The sequence below is a fragment of the Mobilicoccus caccae genome (assembly GCF_030161635.1).
Taxonomy (GTDB): Bacteria; Actinomycetota; Actinomycetes; order Actinomycetales; family Dermatophilaceae; genus Mobilicoccus; species Mobilicoccus caccae.
Map to the genome: position 1 here is coordinate 4,228,403 of NZ_BSUO01000001.1, position 20,415 is coordinate 4,248,817.

Consider the following 20,415-nt stretch of genomic DNA (forward strand, 5'->3'; position numbering starts at 1 on the left):
GATGGCCCTGCCCCAACGCCCCGCCAAGGCCGCGATCGTCGGTCCCGGCAACATCGGCACCGACCTCATGTTCAAGCTGCTGCGCCGCAGCGAGTGGATCACGCCCGCGTACATGATCGGCGTCGACCCCACCTCCGACGGCCTGCGCCGTGCCGAGCGCATCGGGCTGCAGAGCAGCGCCGAGGGGGTCGACTGGCTCCTGAAGCAGGACGACCTGCCCGACATCGTCTTCGAGTGCACGAGCGCGAAGGCGCACGCCGCGAACGCCCCTCGATATGAGGAGGCGGGCATCGTCGCCGTCGACCTGACCCCCGCGGCCATCGGCCCGTTCTGCTCGCCGCCGGTCAACCTCGACATCAACCTCGACGCGATGAACCTCAACATGATCACGTGCGGCGGTCAGGCCACCATCCCGGTGGTCGCGGCCATCCACCAGGTCACCGGTGATGTGCCCTACGCCGAGATCGTCGCGTCGCTGTCCAGCCGGTCGGCCGGACCGGGCACCCGCGCGAACATCGACGAGTTCACCGAGACGACCAGCCGCGCGATCGAGGTCGTCGGTGGCGCGCGCAAGGGCAAGGCCATCATCATCCTCAACCCGGTCGAGCCGCCGATGAAGATGCGCAACACGGTGTTCGCGGCCATCCCCGCCGAGTACGCGGAGCCCGGCGCCGCCCAGGACCGCCTGACCGAGTCGATCATGACCATGCGCGACCGGGTGCGGGAGTACGTGCCCGGCTACGACTTCAAGGCCGAGCCCCAGTACGACCCGGCCCGCCCGACGTGGAACGGCATGACCCGCGTCGCGGTCTTCGTGGAGGTCGTGGGACGTGGCGACTACCTGCCCGACTACGCGGGCAATCTCGACATCATCACCGCCGGTGCGGCCCGCATCGGCGACGTCCTCATGGCCCACCGGCTCGGTGGACAGGCATCGGCGGCGAACGCCGGTGCGCAGTGGGACGAGGCGGACGACACCACCCTCACGAGCGGAGCGTTGGCATGAGCGAGGTCACGGCGGTACCCGAGGCGCAGGGCGGCACCGAGTCGCTGCAGCAGGAACGGACGACGACCGATGCAGTCGGCACCAAGCGCGCGGTGCGGATCACCGACACGACGTTGCGCGACGGCAGCCACCCCATGCGTCACCAGTTCACCGTCGACCAGGTGCGTGACACCGTCCGCGCGCTCGACGACGCCGGCATCGAGGTCATCGAGATCGCGCACGGCGACGGTCTCGGCGGCTCGAGCTTCAACTACGGGTTCTCCGGCACGGATGAGATGAAGCTCATCCAGGTCGCCGTCGAGGAGGCGCGGCAGGCCAAGATCGCCTCGCTCATCCTCCCCGGCGTCGGGACCGTGCACGACATCAAGGCGGCCCACGAGCTCGGCGTGCAGGTGCTGCGCGTCGCGACGCACTGCACGGAGGCCGACGTCAGCTACGAACACTTCGGCGCCGCACGCGATCTCGGCATGGAGACCGTCGGATTCCTCATGCTGAGCCACCGCGTCGGACCCGAGAAGCTCGCGGAGCAGGCGAAGATCCAGGTCGACGCCGGCTGCCAGTGCGTGTACGTCGTGGACTCCGCCGGCGCGCTCATCCTGCACGAGGCGAAGGACCGGGTCGCGGCCGTCGTGGACGCGGTGGGCGAGCACGCCCAGGTCGGCTACCACGGCCACCAGAACCTCTCCCTCGGCGTCGCCAACTCGATCCTCGCCTACGAGGCCGGGGCGCGGCAGATCGACGGCGCCATGTCCGCTCTCGGCGCGGGCGCCGGCAACAGCCCCACCGAGGTCCTCGCGGCCACCTTCGATCGGCTCGGTGTCGACACCGGTCTCGACGTCGACGCCCTGCTGGAGGCCGCCGAGAACGTGGTGCGGCCCTACATCCCCGAGCTGCCGTACATGGACCGCGGGTCGATCACGCAGGGTCAGGCCGGGGTGTACTCCAGCTTCCTCAAGCACGCCGAGCGCGCCAGCGAGCGGTACGGGGTGCCCACGCACGCGATCCTCGCCATGGTCGGCGAGCGCGGGTACGTCGGCGGCCAGGAGGACATGATCATCGACGTCGCCCTCTCGCTCGCGGCCGAGCGGCACCTCAACGACACGAACAAGGCGGGTGCGGTCTAGTGAGCGGGGAGGGAAGCGAGCAGAACACCACGGGCGTCGGCACCGGCGTGGCCCCGGAGGCCGGGTGGGACGTCGACTCGGTCGCCACGGAGCTCCTGGCCTGCGAGGCCGAGCGCCGTGAGCGGGTGAAGTTCACCGACGAGTGGCCCGAGCTCGACGTCGAGACCGGCTACACGATCCAGGACGAGACGTTGTGCCGGCGTCTCGAGCGGGGCGAGAAGCTCGTGGGCGTCAAGCTCGGACTGACCAGCCGGGCCAAGCAGCAGCGGATGGGCGTCGAGGTGCCGTTCGTCGCCTGGCTCACCGACGCGATGACCCTGCCCGCGGGCGACCCGGTGCCGCAGGACCGGCTCATCCATCCCCGCATCGAGCCGGAGATCGTGTTCGTCATGCGTGATCGTCTCGAGGGGCCCGGCATCACGGGCGCCCAGGCGTTCGCGGCGGTCGAGGCGGTCTACGGCGGCGCCGAGATCATCGACAGCCGCTACGCCGACTTCAAGTTCGCCGCCGGCGACGTCATCGCCGACAACGCGAGCAGCGGCGCGTTCGTCACCGGTCCGATCGCCCTGGCACCGACGGAGGTCGACCTGTTCACCGAGGGAGTGCTCGTGGAGGTCGACGGCGAGATCGTCGACTCCGCCACGGGCGCGGCCGTGCAGGGGCACCCGGCGGAGGCGCTCGCGCTCGCCGCCAACGACCTGGCCAAGCGGGGCCTCGCGATCGAGGCGGGCTGGATCGTGTTGACCGGCGGCATGACCGACGCGGTGTTCGCGCCGCCGGGGTCGAGCATCGCCTGCCACTTCGGTTCTCTCGGTTCGATCTTCATCAACGGCGGCGACGAACCGCAGGACGCCTGATGCCCCTGGTCGAGGTCACGCTCACCACCGGTCGCTCGCCCGCGCAGGTGCGGTCGATGATCTCGGGCGTGACCCAGGCCTTGGTCGATGCCGACATCGCGCCCAAGGACACCATCCGCGTCGTCGTGCGGGAGATCCCCGCGGAACACTTCGCCGCCGGCGACGTCACGATCGCCGAACGCCGCGCGGGCACCTCGAACCCATCCGATCCGCAGAAGGGCGCCGACCATGGCTGAGCAGGAGTTCTTCGGTCACATCATCGAGGGCGAGGAGGTCGAGTCGGTCGACGGCGGCCGGTTCGACGTCTGGAACCCGTGGACGCAGGAGGTGTGGGCGGAGGCGGCCGAAGGTGGCGCGGAGGACGCCCGTCGGGCGATCGCCTCGGCGCGCCGGGCGTTCGACGAGGGGCCTTGGCCGAGGATGGGCCGGGTCGAGCGGGCCAAGGCCATCCACCGGCTCGCCGACCTCATGGAGGATCGCGCCGACGACCTCGCCGGCTACGACTCCCGCAACATGGCCAAGCCGTTCGCGCAGGCCAAACACGACGTGGGCCGTTCGGTGCATAACCTCCGGTTCTTCGCCGACCACCAGCGCGACAACATGGGTCAGGTGTTCCCGATGGACTCGGGTCACCACAGCTACAGCGAGTTCGGCCCGGCCGGTGTGGTCGCGGCGATCTCGCCGTGGAACTTCCCGCTGATGATGCCCACCTGGAAGATCGCGCCGGCCATCGCCTGGGGAAACACGTGCATCATCAAGCCCAGTGAGGACACCCCGGCGTCGGTGACGCTGCTCGGGCGCCTTGCGGTCGAGGCCGGGTTCCCGCCCGGCGTGCTCAACGTGCTCAACGGGTACGGGGCGCCGGTGGGGTCGACCCTCACCGGTGACGACCGCGTCGACCGCGTGACCTTCACCCGGTCCTCGGTCACCGGCAAGAAGGTCATGGAGTCCGCGTCGACCCACCTCGCCCCGGTCTCGCTCGAGCTCGGTGGCAAGGGCGCGAACATCGTGTTCGACGACGCCGACATCGACAACGCTGTCTACTGGGCGGTCGAGGCGATCTTCCGCAACTCCGGGCAGATCTGTCTGGCCGGCTCGCGACTGTTCGTGCAGGACGGCATCTACGACGAGTTCATGAAGCGCTTCAAGGAGGCGGCCGAGGCGCTGCCGATCGGGGACCCCTTCGACCCGGAGGTGAAGTTCTCTGCGCTCGCCAGTCGCAAGCACTACGAGAAGGTCAAGAGCTACGTGGACGGCGTGCCGGGTGACGGGGGCACGATCGTCACCGGGGGTGCCGACGAGTCGGGCAAGTGGCTGGTGCGCCCGACGATCATCACGGGGCTGCCCCTGACCGCCGACGCGTACTGCCAGGAGATCTTCGGCCCCGTCTGCGTCGTCAACCGGTTCTCGGACGAGGACGAGGTCGTCGGCATGGCCAACGACACCCGCTACGGCCTCAACGCGATGCTCTTCACCGAGAACCTCAGTCGTGCACACCGCGTCTCGAGTCGGCTGCCCGCCGGCACGGTCTGGGTGAACTGCTTCTTCATCCGCGACCTGCGCACCCCGTTCGGCGGCGTCGGCGACTCCGGCGTCGGCCGCGAGGGCGGCGACTTCAGCCGCGAGTTCTTCACCGAACCCAAGGCCGTCGTCATGCAGATCGCCCGCTGATCCCGACTCCCGCGCACACAGAACGGCCCCGGCATCCGCCGGGGCCGTTTCTGCCGAGAGGGCCACGGACCTCACCCCAGGCCGGGTTGCCTGCCGAGGGTGCCGACGAGCTTGCTGCGGTAGCCGGGAGTCCGGACCCGGGCGACGGTGTTCTCCATCTGCCGCAACCGGCCGACGAGCCCCATCCGGGAGACGACCTGTTCGTTGTCGGCCTCGTCGACGAACGTGCGCAACTCGGTGACGGCGCGCTCGGAGCGGGCGACCTCGGCGTCACGGAAGGCGTCGAGACGCTCGGCGTACCAGTCGGACTCCAGCACCGTCCGGCGGTCGAAGAGGTCGCGCACCTCCGGCGAGCCGAGCCCGTGCCCGTCGGCGGTGGTGCCGTTCGCCATGATCTCCAGCAGGGCCCGCAAGGGTGGGCAGGCGTACTCGATGGTGCCGTCGTCGAAGTAGGCCCGGGCCACGCGCTCGTGCGTGGCGATCATCGTGGCCATGGAGTCGGCGAAGACGGCCAGGTCCTGCTCCTCCGGACGCAACATCTCCGGCGTGAAGACCACCCCCGGATGCATGAAGATCCGGCCGAAGAACGACGTGGCGAACTTCTCGGTCATCCGGTAGCCCAGCCGGCTGGCCAGGACCGGGCGGCCGTCGTGTTCGGTGTCCCGCATCTCCTCCAGGAACCCACCCCGGACGAGGTTGCCGGCGTCGCGCTCCTCGGGAGTCATGCGGGCGAACACCTCGGGCACCAGCAGGCTGATGTCGTGGTCGACACGCACCTTCGGCCCCACGTACCCGGCTGCGGAGATCCAGCCGTCGTATCCGCAGAGGATGTAGGACAGGAGCGCCGCGTTGAGGTCCAGGGCGGCCGGCATCGCGTTGAACGGCGCCTTGGTCAGCGCACCCTCGGACCCCGCACCCGTGGTCGAGGGGGACTTGCCGGTCATGGAGCTGATGAACTCCATGAACAGCTCGGGCAACTCCATGTAGTGCAGAGGGTTGAACGCGGACAGCGGTGGGACACCGCTCTCGGGCGGGTTGTTGCGCCGCCCCGCCGCCACGACGTCGACGGGGTGGGTGACCGGACGCCTCAGGGAGAGCCCACCGTGCAGGTGGAGGGCGAGGTCGGCGGCGGCCGTGTTGAGCGGGTCGGACAGGTCGGGGCGGACCTGCAGGTACCTCGGGTTCTTCGTCGGTGCACCGTCGACGATGCGCGGCTCGGAGGAGCAGACGACGTAGGTGGGGTGGCTCCCGTCGTCCTCGGGGGAGTGGGCGAACGAGGTGAGCAGGTCCTTCATCGGGCTCGTGAACGCGCTGAAGGCGATGGAGTCCTGGTGCAGCTTGCGCACGTCCTCCCGCGTCAACGGTTCGAAGTTGGACAGGAACGTGCCCGGGCCGACGATGTCGCGCTCCGCCTGCCCGTCGTAACCGCGGTGGACCGCGTCGTCGGGCCGCTGGAAGAGGAATGCCTCGGCGTTCGTCACGACCTTGCGCGAGGCGGAGTCGGGCACGTCGACGCCGTCGAGGACGTCACCGGGCACGACGATGCTCGCGGTGATGTCGTCCTCCGTCTGCACCTTGACGGCGGGGCTGAAGTCGGGGCGCAGACCGAACAGTCGCCACGACCCGTCCGTGTCGAACCCGACCCGCAGCATGTGGATGCGGATCTTGCGGTCGTCCAGGCGCACCTGGTTGCCGCTGCGGCCGTTGATGATGCCGACGCTGAAGTGACTGCGCCAGTCCTCGCCCCACTCGGGACGGTAGGAGTCCTTGACGACGTAGACGAGCTCCTTGACGTGCTGGGGGATCGTGTCCAGCCACGCGTTGTACTCCTCCGAGTACTCCGCCCGCTGGGTGAGGAGCTTGATGACGCTGCCGGCGCTGCGGTCGGGTGAGAGGACGCTGCGGTGGTCGGAGCCGTTGCGGTCCTCATCGGCGAACCGGTCGGCGTAGTCGCGCCGGAGGATCTCCTCGACGGCGTCGAGGTCGGCGGGCAGATCCGCGGTGTAGCTGGTGCCCGACACGAACGCATCGGAGATGGCCTTGGAGATCTCGGACTTGCCGCCGCCGGAGACCGTGCTCGGCTTGTGGCAGGACGTGGCCCGGCTCGAGGTGCCGACCAGGTTCCACTCCTTCGGGTGCTCCGGGTCCTGATGGAGGCGGACCCGGTAACCACCGGGGCCGATGTAGATGCGGTCGGCACGCAGGGGGATCCGTCGGGTCTCCCCACCCGGTCCCTCCCAGGTCACCGACTGCTCGCGCAGACGGTAGGTGGACCGCTCGGGGACCAGGACGAGCTCCTCGTGCTCCCGGTCGAACGCGTGACCTTCAGGCTGCACCTCGAAGCGGTCGGGGTCCCGTGCCAGCACCTCCTCGATCGTCTGACCGGGCTCGGTGTAGACGTCGGTGAACTCCCGGCCGAGGTCGTAGCTCGGGAACACCAGGGCGCCGCCCGCGTGCTCCTCCTCCACGCCGCCGTAGAGGTTGGCCGAGTACCCGATCTGGGTCTTGACCTCCTTCTTGCAGTACCCGAAGTAGCTGTCGGCGATGAGCGTCACGATGACGCCGCGCTCGTCACGGGCGCAGATCTTGAACGCGCCTCCGTCGTTGTACTTCTCCTGCGGGCTGCTCCAGCACATGCCGTCGCGCTTCTGCCGCTCGGTCGCCTCGTCGACGTGCGGCAGGCCGAGCTCCTTCTTGGTCAGCCGCGTCAGGTGCGGGGCGAGGATGACGCACCCGGTGGTCCCGGTCCACGTGCCCGGATCGAGGGCCGCGTCGTTCTCTGGCAGGAACGGGTCGCCGCCGTTGCCGAAGATGCTCTCGACGAAGTCGAGATTGGAGACGAGCCCGCCGGGCACGATGAAGCGGATCTCCATCCGGCGTTCCCGCGCGTACCCGGGGACCTCCGGGACGACGACGGGACGAAGGAGGAGGGAGACGAAACAGGCTGCGGGATCTGCCTCGTCGGCAGTGAACGGCAGCGTCATCGACTCTGCGGGTGGGTGCACGGCGTGCTCGACCAGCCGCCCGAACACCGCGGCGGGGACGGCCTTCTTGTCGTCCGGCACCGGGAGGCCGCCGTCGGCGATGTGGAAGACCCCGGCCGTCGTGCGACGGTCGCTCGCCGGGTTGTGCAGAACGCCGTTGGCGATGCGGTAGCTGCTCACGAGGGGGAGGTGAACCGGTCTCCGCCGACCGGGAGGGACAGCGTGCGGGCCAACCCGGGCCGGTCCAGCACGAACGTGCGGTGGGGCAACTGGGGGCGGATCCCGGTGTCGGCGAGGTAGTCGGCGAGGAAGGTCTCGATCCGCTGGTCCGCCGAGCACGGCCGTTCGGAGAGGCGGCGGGAGAACTCCCGTTGCCGGTCGAGCAGCGGGGCCACGAGTTCGCCGACCCGGTTCGGGTCGGGCGCCGACACCCCGGGATGTCCCAGGAGTGCGAGTCGCAGGTTGATCATCGAGGTCTGGTCGGAATGCGCCATGTCGTCCTTCTCGCGGTAGGCGGGGCGTCCTGCGTATCGAAGGTGGGGGGATGGTGCCGCGACGGCCCCGGGCGATCGCCCGGGGCCGTCATCCATTGGGGGACCTCAGGTACCGATCAGGAGGGGTTGAGCTCGAAGCGGCCCGTGGCGACCTGGTTGACGTGGCCGCCGACGAAGACGTCGCCGTTCTCCTCGACCGTGAGGTCGGTGAACGACGGGCGGCCGACCTGCGCACCCTGGGAGATGCGGATACGGCCGGGGCGACCGTTGGCCGCCATCCAGTGACCCAGGTGCGCGGCGCCCGAACCGGTGGCCGCGACCTCCACGACACCACCCTGCGGGCCGTAGAACATGCGGGACTCGACCTGGCCGTCGGCGGTGTCGGCCCACACGTACACCTGCGGTTCGGTGTTGAGCAGCATCGCGTAGGAGTGCAGCATGCGGGCGTCCAGGTGGGCCTTGCGCACGTCCTCGACCGTCTTGACCGGCAGCACGATGCCCGAGCGGCCGGAGTCGACGACCATGACCTCACCCTCGATGGACTCCATGCGCAGGCCGACCAGCGAGGCGAGGATCTGCGGGGTCGACTTGAGGTGACGCACCTCGGCCTTGGTGGCCTTGATGACCCAGTTGTCCTTGCCCTCGGGCCGTACGGTGACGTCGTCGACGGTGCGGGAGGTCAGACGCATCTCCTGGCGGACCCCGTCGTGCATGTCGCTGATGACGTGCGCCGCGCCCAGGGTGGCGCTACCGGCGAACCGTCCCTCGCCACCTGCGGAGAGGACCCGGATGCGTCCACCCTCCGGCGAGGACTCCCGGACGAAGACCGTCTCCAGGTTCATCTGCTGCGACAGGTGCTTCATGAGGTCGTCGTCCATGTCCCCGGCGTTCTCGAAGACACACAGGGCGTTGCCCGAGAACGGGTCGTCCTTCTTGGCGAAGACGTTGATGATCCGATACGTGAGGTCCATTCTCCGAGCCTATGCGGCGGAGGAACATCGCGGGGAACTACTGCTCCACTCCCGGCTGCGAAACCGGTCACGACGTGGCCGTGCCCAGGCGCCGCGAGGCGCCGCGGGGGCGCCGCGGGGGAGTCTCAGGACCGGGTGGGGATCTCGCGCACCGTGAGGATCTGTTCGGCGCGACCGACGGGGCCGCGGATGTCGTGCAGGACCGAGGAGGTCAGTCCGACGCCCGTCTCACCGAACACGACGTCGGTGTCGAACCCCACCCAGCCGGCGATCGGTGTGCGGAAGAAGTGGATGGTGAGGTCGAGGTTGGGGAACATCCACTCACGCGGGTGGGCACGGGTCGCGATGCCGTTGGCCGTGTCGACCAGCCCGACGTACGTGGCGAGTTCGCTGGCGTCGACGTCCTCGATGAGCGTCTTGGGGGAGCACAGCCACACGCGGCCGTCGCCGGGCACCGAGGCCGGGTCGCGGCGGAACTCCAGGGAGGCGATGTAGCCGCCCGCCCACGTGTCCGTGCCGTCCCAGGCGGGCAGCGAGTCGGGGCTGCTCATCGGCTCGGGAAAGCCACCGGCGACCGCGGTGCTGTCCTGCCGCGACAGCCGCCACCCGCGCGCGCGGACCACGGGACGACCCGCCACGCTGAGGACGGCCTCGTCGAGCTCGATGGTGCGTCCCGGCCGGATGGTGCGGCATTCGACCGTGCTCGGCGCCGCGGGGATCATGCCGAGGATCTCGAACGTGATGCGCGAGAGCTGCATGTCGTCGCGGCCGTTGAACGTCTCCAGGCAGTGCGCGACGAGCCCGGACACCGGAGCCATGTGCTGCTCGTCGGTCTGCCAGGCGCCCTGGGCGTGCAGGGTCGGCATGAACGTGTCCTCGTCGATCTGCCGGTAGTAGCTCGGGGAGTCGGCGGCGAGGCCCAGGGGATTCGTCTCGCGGTCGGTCATGGTCGCAGCGTAGTCGGCGAGGTCGCCGGGAGCTGCTCTGCGAGGAGGTCGGCGCGGGCGAGGTCGGTGGCGGCCAGGCGGACGCCGACCCGGGAGGCCGAGGGGACCCGCCCCAGGCGGACCGGCACGCGGTGGGGAGCGAGCTCCGCGAGGGTCTGCTCGAGGCAGGAGGCCAGTCCGTCGAGGTCGGCCCAGGGCCCGCCCAGCACGATGTCGGCCGGCTCGGTGAGGGCGATCGTCGAGGCCAGCACGCCGGCGACGACCGAGACCAGCGATGTGCGGGATTCCTCGCTCTGCCAACCGCGCCGCAGGGCGGGGACGTCGATGGCCGTCCCGCCGGGGGTGAGCAGCCCCAGGGCGTCGAGGGCGTCGAGCGCCCGCATCGCCCGGCCGTCCGGACCGGACGTCAGCACGTGCGCGATCTCCCCGGCCAGGCCGCGGGCGCCGGTGACGAGCCTCCCGCCGTCGACGACGGCCGCACCGAGGCCGGTGCCGAGGAACACGTACACGAAGCTCGAGGCGTCGCGCTCCTCGGTGTCTCCGCCGGCATCCTTCTCACGCATCTCGGCGAGCGCCGCCCAGTGCACGTCGTTGTCGACGACGCCGTGCGGCCCCACGAGATCGGCGAGGTCGACCTCGCCGGTGACGAACGGCGATCCGCTGAGGTGAACCAGGCGCGCGGCCGAACGATCCACCGGCTCGGCGACGGACAGGGCGCGCAGCGGGAGGTCGTGGCCGACGGCCCGTTCGGTCGCGAGGATGACGTCGGAGAGGGCCGCTCGTAGTCCGGCCGGGTCCGTGCTCCGTCCGACCATCCGGTCTTCCCGATGCCGTAGTTCACCTGCCGCGTCGACGCATTCGGCGACGATGCCCTCGGGGCCGGCGTCGAGGGCCAGGGCGAGTCCCGCGTGCGGGGCGAGTTCGTAGTACACGCCCACCCGGCCACGTCCGCCCTCCTTGAGCCCGGCCTCGACGAGCGTTCCGGCCTCGACGAGGCGACGGACGCTCTCCGACGCCGTCGGCTTGGACACCCCGGCCGCGACGGCGATGTCGGCCCGGGTCAGGCGTCCGGAGGCGAGCAGGGCGGTCAGGACGTGCCTGTCGGTGTCGATGCGCACCCGTTGCATGGTCACTCTCCGATTCAGTAAGGGCCCTTTACAAAATAGCGCGATCCTGCCAGGATCGGAAGCAGACAGCATGATCCGCCCACGAAGACGTCCGAGAACGAGGAGTGAAGGCATGACCACCCAGCCGCTTCCCACCCTTCCCCACTGGGAGACCGAACCCGAGGACAGGGCCGCCGCCACCCGCGAGATCAAGGCCGCCCTGCGCGCTCGTATCGCGGCGTCCGGCCGCACCGTCGAGGAGGTCTTCGCCGCCGTCGAGGACAAGGTCCGCGTCGAGGTCGAGCAGGTCGAGGCCGAGCTCGCCGCTGGTGAGAACCCGTGGCCCGTCGTGCAGTACGACGACATCGAGGCCGGCACGGTCGCTCCCGAACTCCTCGAGAAGATCCGGCGTCGCGGCTGCGCGATCGTCCGCGGCCACTTTCCCCGCGAGCAGGCGCAGGAGTGGGACTCCCGCATCGTCGAGTACGTCGAGTCCAACGACTTCTTCGAGAACTACCGCGGTCCGGGCGACGACTTCTTCGGCACCGTCGGCAGCAAGCCCGAGATCTACCCCATCTACTGGAGCCACCCGCAGATGGAGGCCCGCACCTCGCCGCGGATGGCGCGCGTCCAGGCGTTCCTCAACTCGTTCTGGACACACGAGTCGGAGGGGCGCACGTGGTTCGACCCCAACCGGGACTCGCTGTACCCCGACCGCATCCGGCGCCGGCCTCCGGGCGCGGACTCCGGTGGTCTGGGCACGCACCTCGACCCGGGCACGATCGACCTGTGGATGAGTGAGGGCTACCAGCAGCACTTCCGCCACCTCTTCTCCGGGGAGGTCGAGAAGTACGACCCGTGGGACGCCGCCTACCGCACCGAGGCCGCGCAGTTCCCCGGAACGACGATGTGCTCGGCATTCCGCACCTTCCAGGGCTGGACGGCGCTGTCCGACATGGCCCACGACCAGGGCGTGCTGCACACGGTGCCCATCCCGCACGCCATGGCCTACCTCATGCTGCGGCCGCTGCTGGAGGATGTCCCCGACGACGACATGTGCGGCGTGCGCCCCAACCAGGTGTTCCCCGCCAACGAGCAGTGGCACCCCCTGCTCATGCGCGCCGTGGCCGGCATCCCCGACGTGCAGGCCGGGGACTCCGTGTGGTGGCACTGCGACATGATCCACGGCGTCGACCCCGTCACCGACCAGCAGGGGTGGGGCAACGTGATGTACATCCCCGCCGCGCCGTGGTGCAAGAAGAACGAGGACTACGCCGACGACGTCCGCAAGGCCTTCCGCGGCGGTGAGAGCCCGAGCGACTTCCCCGAGGAGCACTACGAGGTCGACTGGCAGAACCGCTACCGCGAGGACGAACTCAACGAGGTCGGACGCCGGGGTATGGGCTTGATCTGAGGTCCGGTCTCAGCGTCACCCTCACCACGCCGGGGGAGCTTGGGACGGGGCAGGTCTTCGGGCCGGTCGAGGGGCCTTCGGCACTAGGTTGGGAGGCGAGCCGTCGGCGCCCGGTCACCGGTCGGGGCCGGCGTGGCGTACTCCCACCCACCCGAGCAGGAGGAGGTCGTTCCCGATGAGGCACAGCCACATCGAACTCAACCAGGCATTCGTCGACCGGGTCGGCGCCGACAAGGCGGCGGAGTTCGGTGACGCGCTGGTCCGGGCGCACGACAGGCTCGACGAGCGCGACCACGATCGGGCGCGCGACCTCGTCGTGCGGGAGGCGCAGGCCGTCGGCATCGACCTCGCCCCACCCGAGGCGGGCAGCCTCGCCGATCAACTCCTCCGGTTCGACCGGATCGACATCCACGCACCCGGCACGCGCACGCCCGAGGTCGATCCCGAGCGTTAGCCCCCTGGCACCTCGGTGGTTCGACCATCCCGATTCGCTCGGATCGACTCCATGTGGCGGCGGTCCGAGCACGGGTCGTCGGCGAGCTCGGTGTTTGCCGAGCACCCGTCGTGGGTAGTCGTCCTCCATGACGGACCTTTCCGCCGGTAGGCGCAACGCCCCTGATCGACTCGTCCTCGTCCGGCACGGTGAGAGTGTCGGCAACGTGGCCGACCGCCGGGCGCGGGAGCAGGGTGTCGGCAAGCTCGATCTGGAGTACCGCGACGCCGACACGCCGCTGTCCGAGACCGGTGAACGTCAGGCCGAGGCCGTCGGCAGGTGGGTCGGCGGCCTGGAGGACGGGCAGCGACCGAGCGTCGCCCTCGCCTCGCCGTACAACCGAGCGGCCTCGACCGCCCAAGAGGCGCTCGGTGAGCTCGACCTCGTCGACCGTCTCGTCCTCGACGAGCGCCTCCGCGAGCGTGACCTGGGCATCTTCGACGGCCTGACCGGGCTGGGCATCAAGGAGGCCTACCCGGAGGAGGCCGAACGGCGCTCGCGCGTCGGCAAGTTCTACTACCGGCCGCCCGGTGGCGAGAGCTGGTGCGACGTCATCCAGCGGGTGCGGGCTGTCCTCGCGGACATCCGGTCCGAGTACGACGGCGAGCGCGTCTGGGTGTTCAGCCACCAGGCCGTGATCATGAGCTTCCGGTACGTGCTGGAGGACCTCGACGAGGAGACCCTGCTCGGCATCGACACCGACACCCCGATGGGCAACTGCTCGGTGACCTCCTACGAACGCGACGCCGACGGCGCCCTCACACTCGTCGAATACAACGACATGACCGCCGTCCAGGCCGCCGACGAGCCGGAGACCCACGAAGAGCCCACCCCCGGGAGCCAGGAGTGAACGCCGCCCTGCCGGCCGAGACCGTCACCACGTCGGCCGCTCTGCGGGCCTGGCCGCTGCCCAGCGTCGACGGCAGCAAGGAGGCCCGCGGACGGCTGCTCGTCGTCGGCGGGGCGCGCTCGACGCCGGGTGCGGTGCTGCTCGCCGCCGAGGCCGGGATGCGCGCGGGCGCAGGCAAACTCCAGGTGGCCACGGTCGGGTCGACCGCGGTGCCGTTGGCGCTGGCGCTCCCGGAGGCCGGCGTGGCCGGCTTGGAAGAGACCGAGGCCGGTGAGATCGCCCTGGCCGCCGCCGAGCAGATCGTCGAGCTCGCCCAGGACTGCGACGCCGTGCTCCTCGGGCCGGGGATGAGTGACCCGGCGCTCGCGTCGTCGCTGCTGGAACGCGTGATTCCGACGTTGGAGACCACCGTCGTCCTCGATGCCCTCGGCATGGCGTATCTGACGGACAACCTGGACGGCGTCGCCCACGTGGACGGGCGGTGTGTGCTGTCGCCCAACCTGGGCGAGATGGCGCGCACGCTGGGGATGGACGACTGCTCGGACGACCCGCCCCGGCACATCGTCGACCTCGCCCGTCGCACGGGCGCCGTGGTCGTCTCGGGAACCTCCTCGACCTGGGTGTCCGACCCTGCGGGGGAGTCGCTGTGGCGCGACGACTCCGGCGGGCCGGGCCTCGGCGCCTCGGGCGCGGGCGACGTCAAGGCCGGAGTCATCGCCGGGCTGTGCGTCCGCCGCGCCGAACCGATGCAGGCCGGAGTCTGGGCCGCCTACTCCCATGGCCGCGCCGGCGAACGCCTTGCCGCCCGCGTCGGCCCCACGGGGTTCCTGGCACGTGAACTGCTGGACGAGATCCCGCGGGTCCTGGTCGAACTGTCGAACTGACCGCACGCTCAGGGCCGACCGATACCCTCCCCGACGTGAGACGAGGCACCGACAGAGCGACCGCGCCGGTCATGGACCTGCCCGTGACCGACGCCTCCCGACGGGCGCTGTTCGTCGAGACGGCCCTCGTCCTCGGGGTCTCCCTCGGCGCGTCGGGGATCTACGCCGTGCTGTCGATCATCCGCAAGGTCACCGCGCAGGCGTCACTCTCGTCCCAGACGACGACGATGAACGAGGCCGTCACGCCCGACCGGCCGTGGCTCGACCTCGCCTACCAGCTCGCGGGCGTCGGACTCGGGGTGGTGCCGGCGTTCCTCGCCGTGTACCTCCTCCTGCGTGACGACGCGTCGGCCGCACGCCGGATCGGCGCCGACCTGCGGCGCCCTGGGTTCGACCTCGGCCGGGGAATGCTGCTCGCCGCCGCCATCGGCATCCCCGGGCTCGCCCTCTATCTCACCGCTCGGGCACTCGATCTCAACACGACGATCGCCGCAGCCGGCCTCGGGCAGACGTGGTGGGCGATCCCCGTCCTCGTCCTCGCCGCCGCGCAGAACGCGATCCTCGAGGAGGTCGTCATGGTCGGCTACCTGTTCACCCGGTGGTCCCAGGCCGGCTGGTCGTTCGTCACCATCGCTCTGACCTCGGCGTTCATCCGTGGGACGTACCACCTGTACCAGGGCTTCGGCGGCTTCGTCGGCAACCTCGCGATGGGCCTGATCGTGGCCTACGCCTACCGCCGGTGGGACCGCGTCGGACCGCTGGTGATCGCCCACACGATCCTCGACGTCGTCGCGTTCGTCGGGTACGCCGTGCTCGCCGGAAGAGTGTCCTGGCTCTGAGCCGATGACCACGGCTACTGGAAATGTGGGGCATAACACGACAAGGTGACGTGAATCCCGGGCCCGGCCCGTGGATACCGTCGTCGGCGAAGCTGCCGTGGATGCACACCACGAGCAGGTCGACGGACCGCACCCGTCGGCTCAGGCCGCCCAACGAAAGGCTCACGATGCTGCACAAGCTCCATGACCGTCTGGGGCTCAGAACGAGTCCGACGCTCTTCTTCGGCGCACTCGGGATCACGCTGCTCTTCGTGGTCCTGACCCTGTTGTTCGCCGACGCGATGGATGCCACGTTCTCGGTTGCCTCGGGCTGGATCATCACCAACCTCGGCTGGTTCTACATCTCCGGTGTGACGATCTTTCTGCTGTTCCTCATCTACATCGCCATGAGTCGCTTCGGCCGCGTGCGGCTGTCTCCCCGCGACGAGGCGCCCGAGCACAGCTTCCTCGCGTGGTTCACCATGCTGTTCGCCGCGGGTATCGGCACCATCCTCATGTTCTGGGGTGTGGCCGAGCCGATCTCCCACTTCGCGACCCCGCCGATGCAGGACGTCGAACCGGGGTCGGTCGCGGCGGCCGAGGAGGCGATGGCGTTCACGCTCTACCACTTCGGTCTGCACACGTGGACGATCTTCGCCCTGCCCTCGCTGGGATTCGCGTACTTCATCTACCAGCGCAACCTGCCGCCGCGGGTGAGTTCGATCTTCTACCCGCTCATCGGTGAGCGCATCCACAGCGGCCTGGGCCGGACCATCGACCTCGTGGCGATCGTCGGCTCCGTCTTCGGTGTGGCCGTGTCCATCGGCCTCGGCACCCTGCAGATCAACAGCGGGTTGGCCGCCATCCTCGGGATCGAGGAGGGCGCCATGTCGCAGATCCTCATCATCGCGGTCGTCACGGTGGCCGCGTTCATCTCGGTCAGCCTGGGCCTGGACAAGGGCATCAAGGTGCTCTCCAACCTCAACATCGGTGCCGCCGTCCTCCTCCTGATCTTCGTGCTCGTCTTCGGTCCGACGTTGTACCTGCTCAAGGGCACCATCGAGTCGTTCGGCATCTACGCCCGTTCGCTGCCCTACCTCGCGTTCTGGAACGACACGTTCGCCAACTCCGGATGGCAGGACGGCTGGACCGTCTTCTACTGGGCGTGGACGATCACCTGGTCGCCGTTCGTCGGCATCTTCATCGCCAAGATCAGCCGCGGCCGCAGCATCCGCGGGTTCGTGTTCGGTGTTCTCGCGGCGCCCGTCCTCTTCTCGATCATCTGGTACGGCATCTTCGGCTTCGCCAGCTTCAACATCGAGATGAACGGTGGCGGCGGGCTCGTGCAGCGCGTCGTCGTCGACGACGACATCCCTGGCGCGCTCTTCGCGTTCCTGGGTCATTTCCCGGCGGCCACGTTCATGTCGGTCTTCGCGATCGCGCTGGTCGCGACGTTCTTCGTGACGTCGATGGACTCGGCATCGCTGGTCATGGACGAGATGGCGTCGGGGCACCAGGACGCGCACCTGTCGCCGATGCGTCAGCGCGGCGTGTGGGTCGTCGCCATCGGCGCCGTCGCCGCGGTCATCCTCACGGCCACGGGCACCAAGGGTCTGGACGCCCTCTCGCAGGTGATCACGGTCGTGGGCCTGCCGTTCTTCGTCCTCGGCTACTTCATGATGTGGGCCCTGCTGCGGGCACTGCGCGAGGACGCCGGCGAACTGCTGCCATTGCAGACCAAGGTGTGGCGCCGCGTGCTGCCGCCCGAGGAGGCCGAGCGTCGACGCGGCGGCGGCGAGGAGGCGTGGTCGACCCCGGCGGTCGAGCACGACCCGACCTACGTCACCGAGACCGGCATGGTCATCGGCGCACCGGAGACCGCGGCCTACGAACGCGAGGGCGTCGAGCTGCGCAAGGCGAGCGAGATCGGCGGCGACGCCGAAACCGCTCCGAGGACGGGGTCCACCAGTTCCGACGAGGGAACTCGCTGACATCGGCCCCCGACAGCGAGTACGCCGCACCGTCATCTCCGAGGGTGCGGCGTACTCGCGTCTGCGGCCCTACCGTGTCGAGTCGGGTCGCCCGGCCCTCACACGCCCGTCGGCACCGAGTCCTGCCCGCGCCGCCGCGTGCGCAGCGCATCCCAGCCGGCGGCCAGGAGGATGAGCATGATGACCATCCCGCCGTATCCGAGGATCGGGTAGACGTAGCTGATGAGGTCGGTGAAGCCGACGAAGCTGAGCACCACACCCGCCACGGCGACGCCGATCATCACCGGCATCGTGGGCGGGTTTCCGAGGCGCTCACTGGAGGTCACGCGGTGCACCGAGCCGTAGAAGCAGGACACCGCGGTGGAGTACAGGCCGATGAACAGCACGACCGAGTACGCCAGCCCCCAGCCGGGACCGATGCGGTCGGCGAGGTCGACCATCGGGAGTTCTGCGGTACCGACCAGCGACGCGTTGGCGTTCATCGCCAGGTACACGGCCGCAGCCCCGGCCCCGAGCCCGAGCGCTCCGATCAGCGCACCCCAGACCATCGATCGGACCGAGGCGCGCCCATGGCCGAGCGGCACCAGCACGGCGATCGCGAGCTGGACGTTGAAGGCCACGTAGAGGATGCCGGCCATCGTCCACTGGTTGATGAGCGGTGAGGAGTTCACCTGCGCGGCCGCGTCACCGCCACCGCCGTCGATGGGGTTGAGGATGGCGTGGACGGCCACGCCGATCGCTCCCGCGATGAGCAGGGGCACGAGGATGGACTGCACCCGCACGAGACCGTCGAGGCCTTTCAGCAGGTTGAGGATGCAGAGGACTCCGACCGCGATGCTGCCGACGAACGCCGGCACCCCGAACGCCTGCGCGAACGTCGACCCCGCCCCCGCGACCATGATGACGAAGGTGCCCGCCAGCGACAGGGTGATGAAGAAATCGGCGAACAGTCGGGGGAGGCGGTAACCCCGCCACTCCATGATCGGGGCGTACCGGTCGGTCTGCAGATGGTGACCCAGGAGCATCGCCAGCGCACCGAAACCGAAGAACAGCAGTGTCGCCAGCACGATCGCGGCCAGGCCCGCCGGCCCGAAACTCACGAAGTACTGCAGCACCTCCTGACCCGACGCGAACCCGGCTCCGATCACCGTGCCGATGTATGTCGCTGCGATACCGAACGTCGTCGTCCGCTTCGCCATGTCCGACCCCTTCTTTCCCTCTCGTGGTGGCCCTCCTGGTGATCGATCCAGCCAATCACGAACGGGAGCGGCCGATCCGGGTGCGGGCACGTCGATCTGGACGGGTGACCGGCTACGTGGGCATCGGGTGCTTGCCGCCCAAGCGCAGGCCAGAGGCGAGGCGCGCTCGTCGGTCGGGGGCGGCGAGAGCGTCCAACGCCCGGTCGCGCAGCTCCCACGGGCTGATCGTGGTGACGTAGATGCGGGTGCCGCCCTCGAACCCGGCGAGGGTGGAGGTGCGCCACTTGAGCTGGATGCGCCACGGCATCGGGGTCGCCACGCCGATCGGCCGGTGGTGCCATTCCTCGTTGCACGCGATGTGCGGCCCGGTGGCCACGTGCAGGGCGTGGAGCACATCGGACATGCCGTTGACCTGCGCGGTCTCGAGCTCGAAGGGGCGGCACTCGGGATCCTTGGCGTAGATCTCGAACGTCGGGTGGCGGTGGCCGAACCCGGCGAACGCGACCGCGTGGTCGTTCTCGACGACGACGAGCCCGAGGTCGCGGGCGAGCGCGACATGGTGGTCGTACAGCCGCGGATCCTCCGCCAGGCGGGCGAGTTCGCGGCCGACCTGCTCGCCGTGCTCGTCGATGGCCACGATCTGCTTGTGCAGGTGGTCGAACGACGCGCCGGCGCGCGCGAGCCAGTTCTGGAACGTGGCGACGTAGGCCGCGGCCGGGATCTCGGCGTACAGCCGGCCCATCGTCTCGACGGTGAAGCGGGTGTACGCGGCGTGCTCGGCCGGCGACATCGTGCCCGAGGAGGCGAGCCCCGGCTCCGGGCCGTCGGTCAGGTGTCGGCGGGCGACGACGAGGTCGTGACCCCCGCCGAAGAACGCCATCGACCCCGCGAGCCGCTCAGACTCCGCCAGGCGCTCCCACTTCTCCTGCGCCCCGCCGGCGGCGAGGAACCGCGCTCGCAGCACTCCCTCCACCCGCTCTCGACCCCGCGCGGTGGACATCCACGCCTCGTGCTGGGCACGCGCCTCGGGCGACGGAGTCAGGCCGTGGTTCTCGCGCCAGTAGGCGTAGGAGACGATCTCGAAGAGGTTGGGGATGAGCCGGAACTCGGTGACTCCCTCGGGGCTCTCGCTGTCTTCACCGTTCCCCCGGTTCCCGTCGTCCACCGGCGACCCGGGTGGCGGTGGACGCAGCACCGTGGTGAACGCGCCGTCGACGTCGCGGACCACGCGGGCCTTCTCCGGCGGGACGTCCGCCGAGCGCTCGGGGCAGAAGGCGCAGGGCACGCCGCGCCCGATGGGTCCCTCGGCCATCCGCCCCGAATCACCGGTGGCGATCGGCCGGCCACCACGCCCCGGCACCGTCCACACCCGCGTCCCCGACAGCGGATGGACGGCCTTGATCGTGCCGTCCGCCATGATCGTCACCGGCGAACCGGCTCGGGCGCCCCCGCGGGCCGGGCCGTTCCTGCGCCGGTGTGCCACCACGACTCCTTCGTCGATCCGCCTCGCTCGCAGGGTAGCCCGCGCGGGAGCACCCCGGCCCGGCATCCGGTGGCGCCGACGAGTCAGGTAACGGTTCGGGTGAATCAAGGCACATCCTGGCCT

General features: G+C 69.9%; 17 protein-coding genes and 1 pseudogene. 11 read left to right on the top strand and 7 right to left on the bottom strand.

What is annotated here, in order from left to right:
- Position 1 precedes the first annotated feature (1 nt).
- The 5 genes from QQK49_RS20855 to QQK49_RS20875 are packed head-to-tail and all read left to right on the top strand — an operon-like array spanning position 2 to position 4,658.
- A complete protein-coding gene (locus QQK49_RS20855) occupies positions 2–1,006 on the top strand; it encodes an acetaldehyde dehydrogenase (acetylating) (RefSeq protein ID WP_284305671.1) in 1,005 nt (334 codons plus the stop codon).
- On the top strand, positions 1,003–2,130 hold the full coding sequence (gene dmpG, locus QQK49_RS20860; RefSeq protein WP_284305672.1) for a 4-hydroxy-2-oxovalerate aldolase: 1,128 nt from the start codon (positions 1,003–1,005) through the stop codon (positions 2,128–2,130). Before QQK49_RS20855 ends, dmpG begins: the two co-directional genes overlap by 4 nt.
- Positions 2,130–2,987: a 2-keto-4-pentenoate hydratase gene (locus tag QQK49_RS20865; RefSeq protein ID WP_284305673.1), complete on the top strand. Its 858-nt coding sequence runs from the start codon at positions 2,130–2,132 to the stop codon at positions 2,985–2,987. The genes dmpG and QQK49_RS20865 overlap by 1 nt, the downstream gene beginning before the upstream one ends.
- The gene (locus QQK49_RS20870; protein WP_284305674.1) at positions 2,987–3,223 is read left to right on the top strand and encodes a tautomerase family protein; all 237 of its coding nucleotides are present in this window, start codon (positions 2,987–2,989) and stop codon (positions 3,221–3,223) included. The genes QQK49_RS20865 and QQK49_RS20870 overlap by 1 nt, the downstream gene beginning before the upstream one ends.
- A complete protein-coding gene (locus QQK49_RS20875; protein WP_284305675.1) occupies positions 3,216–4,658 on the top strand; it encodes an aldehyde dehydrogenase in 1,443 nt (480 codons plus the stop codon). The genes QQK49_RS20870 and QQK49_RS20875 overlap by 8 nt, the downstream gene beginning before the upstream one ends.
- Positions 4,659–4,729: 71 nt before the next feature.
- Here the strand turns inward: QQK49_RS20875 and QQK49_RS23565 are convergent, their stop codons facing one another.
- From QQK49_RS23565 to QQK49_RS20900, 5 genes and pseudogenes are all read right to left on the bottom strand, one after another.
- A complete protein-coding gene (locus QQK49_RS23565; protein ID WP_488803211.1) occupies positions 4,730–6,310 on the bottom strand; it encodes a hypothetical protein in 1,581 nt (526 codons plus the stop codon).
- 87 nt (positions 6,311–6,397) lie between these two features.
- A pseudogene (locus QQK49_RS23570) lies at positions 6,398–8,232 on the bottom strand (PPi-type phosphoenolpyruvate carboxykinase family protein); the annotation flags it as partial.
- A gap of 20 nt (positions 8,233–8,252) precedes the next feature.
- The gene (locus QQK49_RS20890; protein WP_284305678.1) at positions 8,253–9,107 is read right to left on the bottom strand and encodes a PhzF family phenazine biosynthesis protein; all 855 of its coding nucleotides are present in this window, start codon (positions 9,105–9,107) and stop codon (positions 8,253–8,255) included.
- Between the two features lie 125 nt (positions 9,108–9,232).
- A complete protein-coding gene (locus QQK49_RS20895) occupies positions 9,233–10,054 on the bottom strand; it encodes a thioesterase family protein (RefSeq protein WP_284305679.1) in 822 nt (273 codons plus the stop codon).
- A complete protein-coding gene (locus QQK49_RS20900; protein WP_284305680.1) occupies positions 10,051–11,172 on the bottom strand; it encodes an ROK family transcriptional regulator in 1,122 nt (373 codons plus the stop codon). Before QQK49_RS20900 ends, QQK49_RS20895 begins: the two co-directional genes overlap by 4 nt.
- A gap of 121 nt (positions 11,173–11,293) precedes the next feature.
- Here QQK49_RS20900 and QQK49_RS20905 point away from each other — a divergent pair, with 121 nt between their 5' ends.
- The 6 genes from QQK49_RS20905 to QQK49_RS20930 all read left to right on the top strand — a co-directional run bounded on the left by QQK49_RS20905 (position 11,294) and on the right by QQK49_RS20930 (position 17,610).
- The gene (locus QQK49_RS20905; RefSeq protein ID WP_284305681.1) at positions 11,294–12,574 is read left to right on the top strand and encodes a DUF1479 domain-containing protein; all 1,281 of its coding nucleotides are present in this window, start codon (positions 11,294–11,296) and stop codon (positions 12,572–12,574) included.
- A gap of 175 nt (positions 12,575–12,749) precedes the next feature.
- Entirely contained in the window at positions 12,750–13,028 is a 279-nt protein-coding gene (locus QQK49_RS20910) for a hypothetical protein (RefSeq protein ID WP_284305682.1), read from the top strand.
- A 127-nt stretch (positions 13,029–13,155) separates the two neighbouring features.
- Positions 13,156–13,917: a histidine phosphatase family protein gene (locus tag QQK49_RS20915; RefSeq protein WP_284305683.1), complete on the top strand. Its 762-nt coding sequence runs from the start codon at positions 13,156–13,158 to the stop codon at positions 13,915–13,917.
- A complete protein-coding gene (locus QQK49_RS20920; protein ID WP_284305684.1) occupies positions 13,914–14,801 on the top strand; it encodes an NAD(P)H-hydrate dehydratase in 888 nt (295 codons plus the stop codon). The genes QQK49_RS20915 and QQK49_RS20920 overlap by 4 nt, the downstream gene beginning before the upstream one ends.
- A 71-nt stretch (positions 14,802–14,872) precedes the next feature.
- Positions 14,873–15,640, top strand: coding sequence for a CPBP family intramembrane glutamic endopeptidase (locus tag QQK49_RS20925; RefSeq protein ID WP_284305965.1), 768 nt, complete (start codon positions 14,873–14,875; stop codon positions 15,638–15,640).
- Positions 15,641–15,807: 167 nt separating this feature from the next.
- Positions 15,808–17,610, top strand: a complete 1,803-nt coding sequence (locus QQK49_RS20930) for a BCCT family transporter (protein WP_284305685.1) — start codon at positions 15,808–15,810, stop codon at positions 17,608–17,610.
- Between the two features lie 98 nt (positions 17,611–17,708).
- Here the strand turns inward: QQK49_RS20930 and QQK49_RS20935 are convergent, their stop codons facing one another.
- Both QQK49_RS20935 and QQK49_RS20940 read right to left on the bottom strand, forming a co-directional pair.
- Positions 17,709–18,809: a YkvI family membrane protein gene (locus tag QQK49_RS20935; RefSeq protein WP_284305686.1), complete on the bottom strand. Its 1,101-nt coding sequence runs from the start codon at positions 18,807–18,809 to the stop codon at positions 17,709–17,711.
- 112 nt (positions 18,810–18,921) lie between these two features.
- Positions 18,922–20,292 carry a DUF4921 family protein gene (locus QQK49_RS20940; protein WP_284305688.1) on the bottom strand — a complete coding sequence of 457 codons (1,371 nt, stop codon included), beginning with the start codon at positions 20,290–20,292 and terminating at the stop codon, positions 18,922–18,924.
- Between the last annotated feature and the right edge of the window lie 123 nt (positions 20,293–20,415).